The organism is Romboutsia sp., assembly GCF_051659545.1.
In the GTDB taxonomy this organism is placed as follows: domain Bacteria; phylum Bacillota; class Clostridia; order Peptostreptococcales; family Peptostreptococcaceae; genus JBOFOR01.
Genome location: NZ_JBOFOR010000122.1, coordinates 1 through 6,812, shown reverse-complemented (window position 1 = coordinate 6,812; position 6,812 = coordinate 1). Strand labels below are relative to the sequence as shown.

Below are 6,812 nucleotides of genomic sequence, written 5' to 3'. Positions count from 1 at the left end.
CCCTTTAAGCGACCTGTCGGCGCCATGAGCGAAGCGAATTTGTAGCTAGCCTGCTGGAAGGAAGGGGTGCATAATTTTCACATTTAGCGGGCTATATATACCTAAACTAGTAAATAAAAAAGAGCACTCAATAACTGAGTACTCTAGTATCCTACACGTTAAATCTGAATAATATAACATCTCCATCTTTAACTATATATTCTTTTCCTTCAAGTCTAACTAATCCTTTATCTTTAGCAGCACTCATAGTACCAACTCCAATTAAATCATTAAAAGCAATAGTTTCCGCTCTTATGAATCCTCTTTCTATATCAGAGTGGATTTTTCCACCAGCTGCAGGAGCCTTAGTTCCTACCTTTATAGTCCAAGCTCTAACCTCTTGAGGTCCAGCTGTTAGGTAAGACATAAGTCCTAATAATGCATAAGAAGATTTTATTAATTTATCAAGTCCTGATTGCTCAAGTCCTAAAGTTTCTAAGAATTCTTTCTTTTCTTCATCAGAATCAAGTTCAGATATTTCTGCTTCTATTTGAGCACAAACAACTACAACTTCAGCATCTTCACTAGAAGCGAATTCTCTAACTATATTAACGTATTGATTGTTTTCAGCTTCATCAGCTAAATCATCTTCACAAACGTTAGTAGCATATATTACAGGCTTAGAAGTAAGTAAGTTTAATGAATCAACAAAAGTTTTTTGGTCATCATTAAATTCCATAGTTCTAACACATTTACCATCTTCTAATGTAACCATTATTTCTTTTAAGAATTCAAGTTCAGAAGCGAGCGTTTTATCAGCTCTAGCAGCTTTAGATCCCTTTTGTATTCTTCTTTCTAATATTTCTATATCAGAGAATATTAATTCTAAGTTTATAGTTTCGATATCTCTTAAAGGATCTACAGAACCATCAACGTGTATAACGTTAGGATCTTCGAAACATCTAACAACGTGAACTATAGCGTCAACTTCTCTTATGTGAGATAAGAACTTGTTTCCAAGACCTTCACCTTTAGAAGCTCCTCTAACAAGTCCAGCTATATCACAGAACTCTATAGCAGTTGGAACTACTTTTTTTGAATCATATAATCCTTTTAATACTTCTAATCTTTCATCTGGAACTGATACAACACCAACATTTGGCTCTATTGTACAGAAAGGGTAGTTTGCAGATTCTGCCCCTGCTTGAGTTATTGCGTTGAATAGTGTACTTTTACCTACGTTTGGTAAACCTACTATACCTAATTTCATAGTGTAATCTTCCTCTCTTTGGTCATATTTTCTTTTCATTAAGCTAAATATAACTACTCGCTTAGGAGAAGTTAATTTAATTTATTTAAACAACCTATTAAGCTCTAGAAACCTCTCAATAAGCTAAATTCTTATATTTACAATAGCTTATTGTAGACATACATTCTAATTATACATCATATATATAATAGATGTAAACTACACTTATGAATATTGGGGTTGGTTTTATGTTAGTTGCAATGGTTTTTGCTACATCTTTGTTTCTTAGCTTTATAGTAAAAGGAAATCTTGAAAATATATTTATAGTTTTAGCAGCTATAGCATTTTATAAGCAGATAATAGTAGATAAAAAATATAAATATATGGTTTATGCTCTTATAATTTCTTTTATTGGAGTAAATTTCATGATAACTTTTGGGTTTAGAAATTACATAAGCTTTAAAGATGCTCAACCTACATCAGAAAAATCACAGACTTTAGTTTTATTAGTTTCAGAAGGAGAAGGTAAAAGTTACAATTTAAGAGAAAGATCAACAGAAATTTATTACAAGGAAGGATACAAAAGCTTATTTAATGGCATAAAAAAGTTAAGTGATTATAAAAATTATTACAATACTTTAGGATCTAGCAATTTTAAAATAAATGCAGAAGAAATTTCAACTAAATTAAGTCATCAATTAGGGGAAAGTTACAAAGTAGTTAATTCATATATGTATTCAAATCAATATTTTGAAAAAGCCTTAGAAGAATATACCTCACAAGGGTACAAAAAAATAATAATTTGTCCTTTATTCATGACAGAAGGAAAAGACTATGAAATTTTTAAGGATAGATATGAAAAGTTAAACTTAATAGCATATAATTTGACAGATATAGAAATACTGCAGCCGTTTTATAAGTCAAATATTCTTGCTATGTTGTACGCAAGTGATGTGTTAAAGAAAATAAAAGAATTAGGAGAAGATTCAGGAGTATTATTAATAGGCCTACAAGAAAAAAATAACCTAGAACAAGACATATTATTTAGAGAAAAAATCAAAGATTACATAGAATATGAAGAAAAAAGTTTAGACATTCAAATAAAATTACCTCTTTTAGAAAATAATAAAAACGATATAATAAAGTCAGGAGAAGAATTGTTAGAATATGGAATTAACACCTTGTATGTTGTACTTCCTACAAGTACAATTGATACTATGTATACAAAAAATCTAGTAGAAAGTATACTTGAAAAACTTGATATGGGAAATACTAAATTTTACTATATAAAGCCGGACAAAAAAATAGACACCATAGTAGAAGAAATTTTTACTAGAATATCACTTAGAGAACAAATAGGAGGTTAAGATGGAAGACGTAAAAAAAATAAATCTAGGTCAAAATATAAACTTAACTTTGATACCTCAAACTAAGTTTAAAACAAATCTTGTAAGTATATACCTACAAAGAACTCTAGATAGAGAAGAAGTAACAAAAAATGCATTACTTTCAAATTTAATTACTAGTGGTTGTGAAAAATATCCAAGTACTAGAGAATTATCTAAGAAAATGGACGATTTGTACGGTTCAACTGTATTTGCAGATGTATCAAAAAGAGGAGAACGTCAAATAGTTAGTTTTAAAATAATAAGTACTAATGAAAAATATCTTGATGAAAAGATTTTTAAACAAGTTATAGAATTTTTAGATGAAGTAGTAAATAGACCATTAGTAATAGACGGTGGATTTAAAAAAGAATATGTAGATATAGAAAAAACAAATTTAAAAGATAGAATACAAGGCATTATCAATGATAAAAGTAGATATGCCCTTGAAAGAACTTTTGAAGAAATGTGCAAGGGTGAAAGATTTAGCATTAGTGAACTTGGTTACGAAGAAGATTTAGATAAAATAAGTCCACAAGATTTATACAATTACTACAAAGAAATAATTAAAACATCTCCTATAGAAATCGTAGTAGAAGGGGATTTTGAAGAAAAAGAAATTGTAGACATAATAACTAAAGATTTTACATTCGAAAGAGGAACTATAATAGAAGTTCCTAGAGAAGACTACAAAAAAGAGATAGAACAAGTAAAAGTAATAGAAGATAAGATGGATATAACTCAAGGTAAATTAGTTATGGGATACAGAACAAATATAGACTTTAAAGATGAAGATAAATATTATGCATTAGTAGTTGGGTCTAGTGTTTTAGGTGGAGGACCTCATTCAAAAATGTTCATAAATATAAGAGAAAAAGAAAGCTTATGTTACTATATTTATTCTGCGGTTGAAAAATATAAGGGAATATTATTCATATCTTCAGGAATAGAGTTCCAAAACTATGAGAAGGCTGTCGAATTAGTTAAGGAACAGATGCATAGCATGAAAAATGGAGAAATATCAGAAAATGAATTAGACAACAGCAAAAAAGCACTAATAAACTCAATGAAATCATTAGGAGATAGTATAGGTGGAATGTCTGATTTCTATTTTGCTCAAGGTATAAGTCAAACAAATTCTACAGTAGAAGAAATAATAGAAAAAGTAGCTAAGGTAAAAACAGAAGATATAGTTAACGCTTTTAAAGAGATAGAACTTGATACTGTTTATTTCTTAAGAAATTAATCATGGAGGCAGATCAAAAATGAAGAAAATAGTTAATGATGTATTAAAAGAAGAAGTTTATTACGAAAAATTAGAAAATGGACTTGATGTTTATTTTATGCCAAAACATGGATTTACTAAGAAGTATGCAGTTTTAGCTACTAACTATGGTTCTAATGAATTAGAATTTGTACCTATTGGAGAAAAAGAAAAGATTAGGGTAAATGAAGGTATAGCTCATTTTTTAGAACATAAAATGTTTGAACAACCTGATGGAGGAAATGCCTTTGATAAGTTTTCAACACTTGGTGCAAGTGCAAATGCCTTTACTAACTTTACTACAACAGCATACTTATTTACAGCAACAGAAAATTTCTATGAATGCTTAGAGCATTTAATAGATTATGTACAAACACCTTATTTTACAGATGAGAATGTAGAAAAAGAAAAAGGTATAATAGAGCAAGAAATAAAAATGTATAATGATGATGCAGATTGGAATGTATATTTTAATTGTCTAAAAGCATTGTACGTAAATTATCCAGTAAGAGTAGATATAGCAGGTACAGTAGAAAGTATATATAAAATAACTAAAGAAGAATTGTATAAGTGTTACAATACATTTTATAACCCGGGAAATATGGCATTATTTGTTGTAGGTGATTTAGAAAAAGACAAAGTTATGGAAATAGTAAAAAAAGTAAATCATTACGATGTAGAAAAACTAAATCAAGAAATACAAAAATTTTATCCAGAGGAACCCAATCATGTAAATAAAAAAGAAATAGTTGCTAAGTTTCCAATATCAATGTCTATGTTTAATATAGCATTTAAGGACAATAATGTGGGCATAAAAGGAAAGGAATTACTTAAAAAGGAAATTGTAACAGAAATTTTAGTTGATATGATATTTAAAAGAGGAAGCAAACTTTATGAAGATTTGTACATGAAAGGGCTTATAAATGAGAACTTTGGTGGTGGTTTCTCTTCTCAAGTTGATTATGGATTTACTATAATTGGAGGCGAATCTAAAGACCCTAGAGCAGTAAAAGGAGCAATATTAGAATATGTTGAAAAATATAAATCTGAAGGGCTTTGTAAAGATGAGTTTGAAAGAACTAAAAAGAAAAAAATAGGTAATTTCTTAAAATACTTTGACTCTGTAAACTTTATAGCAAATAATTTTATTTCTTATAATTTTAAGGATATAAATTTACTAGATTACTTAGAAGTTGTAAAAAACGTAAAATTTGAAGATGTAGAAGAAAGACTACATGTTCACTTAAGAGAAGAATATTGTGTAATATCAATAGTGGAACCAAGATAACAAGATGAATTGTAAAAGGATATCTCTAATTGTAAATATTAGTGATGTCCTTTTATATTGCAAAACCTTAGAATAAATACTATATTCAATGTATAAATACTTTTTCAATATATAAATTAGGTTATACAAAACAAGTTGTAGCAAAGGGGGGTAGCTATGAATAAAAAAAGTACTATGGATATGTTAGATGAAAATCTACAGGAGATACAACAATATAAAAGAATAATAAAAAATAAAGATAAGAAATTTCAAAGCTTAATAGACAAAATTCCTATTGCTGTATGGGTAAAAGATAATAGAGGAATATACACAGAATTAAACTCTAAATACTGTGACTTTTCACAAACAATACCTAGTCAAATAATTGGAAAATCAGATATAGAACTATGGGATGAAAAAATAGCAAATCGATTTATAGAAGAAGACAATATTATAATTCAAACTAAAAAGCCAATCACATTTGAAGAAATTCAATTATTTACAACTGAGGAAAAGGTTTATAGAGTTACTAAATCTCCATTGTTTGATTCGGAGGGGATAGTAGTAGGAGTAATAGGAACATCACAAGATATTACAGATTTTAAACTAAGAGAAGTGAATATGCTAAAAAATATAGGGACAGATTTTATGACGAAAATCCCAAACCGTAGAGGTTTATATGGTTACTTAGAAGATAAATTAAAAAATGAAATTGTTACGGTAATGTTTATTGATATAGATGAATTCAAAAAAATAAATGATGTATATGGGCATAAATTTGGAGATGATGTTTTAAAGATTATTGCTAATAGAATATGTGAGTTTTTTAAGGAAGACTTTGTTGCTAGAATTGGTGGAGATGAGTTTGTTATAGTTACAAAAGAAAAAGAAGAAAATGAAGAACTGGTAAATTTTCTAAATGAACTTATGAGTAAAATAAGTTTAGATATTTGTATAGGGGGGCAAAAATGCTTTGTATCAGGAAGTATTGGAGTAGCAAATTCTTCACCAGAAGATACTATAGAAAGTATATTAATAAAAGCAGATTTATCCATGTATAGCGCCAAAAAGAAAGGCAAAAATACCTTTCATTTCTATGAAGATGGAATGATTGAAGAGATAGAGACTAATTCAAACATAGAGGTAGATCTATATAATGCTATAGAAAAAGGAGAGATATGTTTACACTATCAACCACAATTTTCTGGTGATAAAACTTTAGTAGGTTTTGAATCTTTATTTAGATGGAATAATGAAAAATATAAAAATATTCCTGTTAGCAAAGTTATAAGTATTATTGAACAAAATAAGCTTATTCATAAAATAGGAAAATTTATTTTTGAAACAGCGTGTGTTTTTGCAAGGGAAATAAATGAAAACTCAGAAGATGAAATAAACGTATCTATAAATATATCACCAATACAGCTTATGAGAGAAGATTTTATTCTAGAAGTAAAAAGTATTATAAAAGAAACAAAGGTAAATCCATCTTGGATAGGCATAGAAATAACAGAAGGTATATTTTTAGATAATATGGAAAAAAGCATAGATATTATATCGGAGTTGAAAAATTTAGGAATAGAAATATTTTTAGATGACTTTGGCACAGGATATTCTTCTCTAAATTATCTAGTAAAACTTCCGATTTCATCTATAAAAATAGATAAA

The 6,812-nt window shown here is 28.2% G+C and carries 5 protein-coding genes; 4 read left to right on the top strand and 1 reads right to left on the bottom strand.

Features of this window, described 5'->3' with window-relative positions; all coding sequences use genetic code 11:
- Positions 1–151: 151 nt before the first annotated feature.
- Positions 152–1,249, bottom strand: a complete 1,098-nt coding sequence (ychF, locus tag ACRC03_RS07080) for a redox-regulated ATPase YchF (RefSeq protein ID WP_438651860.1) — start codon at positions 1,247–1,249, stop codon at positions 152–154.
- Positions 1,250–1,476: 227 nt separating this feature from the next.
- Between ychF and ACRC03_RS07075 the strand changes: the two genes are divergently transcribed.
- The 4 genes from ACRC03_RS07075 to ACRC03_RS07060 all read left to right on the top strand — a co-directional run.
- Entirely contained in the window at positions 1,477–2,595 is a 1,119-nt protein-coding gene (locus ACRC03_RS07075) for a hypothetical protein (RefSeq protein ID WP_438651859.1), read from the top strand.
- 1 nt (position 2,596) lies between these two features.
- Positions 2,597–3,859, top strand: a complete 1,263-nt coding sequence (gene yfmF / locus ACRC03_RS07070; protein WP_438651858.1) for an EF-P 5-aminopentanol modification-associated protein YfmF — start codon at positions 2,597–2,599, stop codon at positions 3,857–3,859.
- 19 nt (positions 3,860–3,878) lie between these two features.
- Entirely contained in the window at positions 3,879–5,165 is a 1,287-nt protein-coding gene (yfmH, locus tag ACRC03_RS07065) for an EF-P 5-aminopentanol modification-associated protein YfmH (protein ID WP_438651857.1), read from the top strand.
- A 156-nt stretch (positions 5,166–5,321) separates the two neighbouring features.
- On the top strand, positions 5,322–6,812 hold a 1,491-nt coding region (locus tag ACRC03_RS07060), incomplete at its 3' end, for a sensor domain-containing protein (RefSeq protein ID WP_438651856.1).

What these genes read in the sequence shown, in the direction of transcription:
- ychF (WP_438651860.1), bottom strand. Translation starts at nt 1,249, where the DNA reads ATGAAATTAGGTATAGTAGGTTTACCAAACGTAGGTAAAAGTACACTA.
- ACRC03_RS07075 (WP_438651859.1), top strand. Translation starts at nt 1,477, where the DNA reads ATGTTAGTTGCAATGGTTTTTGCTACATCTTTGTTTCTTAGCTTTATA.
- yfmF (WP_438651858.1), top strand. Translation starts at nt 2,597, where the DNA reads ATGGAAGACGTAAAAAAAATAAATCTAGGTCAAAATATAAACTTAACT.
- yfmH (WP_438651857.1), top strand. Translation starts at nt 3,879, where the DNA reads ATGAAGAAAATAGTTAATGATGTATTAAAAGAAGAAGTTTATTACGAA.